General features: G+C 66.4%; 1 protein-coding gene. It reads left to right on the top strand.

Annotation, left to right across the window (positions count from 1 at the left end):
* On the top strand, nucleotides 1-2,007 hold a 2,007-nt coding region (locus tag H7290_RS13485; protein ID WP_290514533.1), incomplete at both ends, for an ATP-binding protein.

Genomic DNA, 2,007 nt, shown 5'->3' on the forward strand with positions numbered 1-2,007 from the left:
CCGACGAGGTGCTCCTGGGCGACCCCGCTGCGGCGGAGACCCTCAAGGGCATCGCAGACTACAACCGGTACGACTGCGTCTCGACCTGGCGCCTCCGCGACTGGCTTCTGGCGCAGGTCGACGACGACGGTACGTCCGCCACAATGTCTGGCCCGACGTCCGACGACTCTGGCGACGGCGACCTCTCTGCGGACTCGATTGACGAGATCTCACCCATCATGGATGCGCTGCTCGCGCATGCTGGCAACCCTGAGGACCGCACGCCTGACGAGCAGGCCGCGGCGATGGTGGCGGCCGCTGTCGGCTATCACCGCCGCGAGCACAAACCCTTCTGGTGGGCATTCTTCGATCGGCTCACCAGCTGGCCGGGCGAGTGGCTGGAGCCGCGCGACTGTTTTCATGCGTCACGTGTTGAGCTCGTGGAGGACTGGACTCAGGAGGGTCGCAAGGCGAACGCCCGCACCCTGCGTCTGGTCGGTCGGCTCGAGCCGGCGTCCAACCTCACGGTCGGCACCGCGGTCACCGGGATCTACGACGAGATCCCGGAAGGGCTGATCCCGCCGGAGGAAGGCGGTCGCTGCGTCGGTGGTGGTGCCACCATCGACGAGGTCGAGACCACGCCTGACGGGCTCGACGTTCTGGTCGTCCGCGAGAAGGTCAAGAAGGGCGTAGCTGCCTGGGAAGAGCTGCCCATGGGCCTGTGCATTCCCTCGCCCATCTCCACGGCATCGATCGAGGCCACGCTGCTCGAGCTCGCCCGCGGTGTCGCCGATGTCCTGCCCGACTGGCCGAAATCAGCCGGGCTCGACATCCTCCGGCGCCAGGCTCCCCGCCTCACCTCCGGCATGCTCGCGTCCTCCGGCGTCGCCCCGGAGGACGCAATTTACGACTCCTTGGTCGCGCTGGACCGGTCCTACCTCGCCGTGCAGGGACCGCCCGGCACCGGCAAGACCTACGTCGGCTCTCGCGTCATCAAGCGTCTTGTCGACCGCGGTTGGCGCATCGGAGTCGTCGCCCAGTCACACGCCGTGGTGGAGAACTTCTTCGCCGGCGCTATCGACGCCGGCCTATCCCCCGCACTCATGGCTAAGCCGAAAAGTCCGGACGATTCCCCATGGGCTGACCTCAATGGCGACAAGCTGCAGGACTTCATCAATGAGCACCACACCGGCTGCCTTGTCGGCGGCACCGCCTGGACCTTCTCAAGCCGCAAGAGCGTTGGGTACGAACAGCTCGACCTGCTGGTCATCGACGAGGCCGGCCAGTTCTCCCTCGCCAACACGCTCGCCGTCTCCACCGCAGCCCAACGGATGCTCCTGCTCGGCGACCCGCAGCAGCTGCCACAGGTCAGCCAAGGAGCCCACCCCGAACCCGTCGACACTTCCGCACTCGAGTGGATCGCCGACGGCCACGAGACCATGCCGCCCGATCGTGGCTACTTCCTCGAACGCACCTGGCGCATGCATTCCGACCTGACCGCGCCAGTCTCGCGGCTCTCGTACGCCGGCCGTCTCCTGTCGGAGGTCGAAGTGACGGATGTCCGCGAGCTCAGTGGCGTCGCACCGAGGGTGCACGTCGTCAAGGTCGAACACACCGGCAACGATGTCCAGTCGATCGAGGAGGCCGCGGCGATAGTCTCGCTCGTCACCTCTCTGACTTCTCAGACGTGGAAGCCGTCATCAGATTTGTCACCTCGTCCCCTGGTACCGGCCGACGTGCTGGTCGTCGCGCCGTACAACGCCCAGGGTGCGCTCCTTCGGCGTGAGCTTGCGGCGGCCGGCTTCGACGACACCCGCGTCGGCACCGTCGACAAGTTCCAAGGGCAGGAAGCGCCCGTCGTCATCGTCTCGATGACCGCTTCGAGCGCTGAGGACGTGCCACGGGGCATGGAGTTCCTTCTGAACCGCAACCGGCTCAACGTCGCAATTTCACGGGGCCAGTGGACGGCTTACGTTGTGAGGTCGACGTCGTTGACGGACTTCCTGCCGGCTACACCCAGCGGATTAG

The sequence above is a fragment of the Aeromicrobium sp. genome (genome assembly GCF_014378035.1).
Taxonomy (GTDB): domain Bacteria; phylum Actinomycetota; class Actinomycetes; order Propionibacteriales; family Nocardioidaceae; genus Aeromicrobium.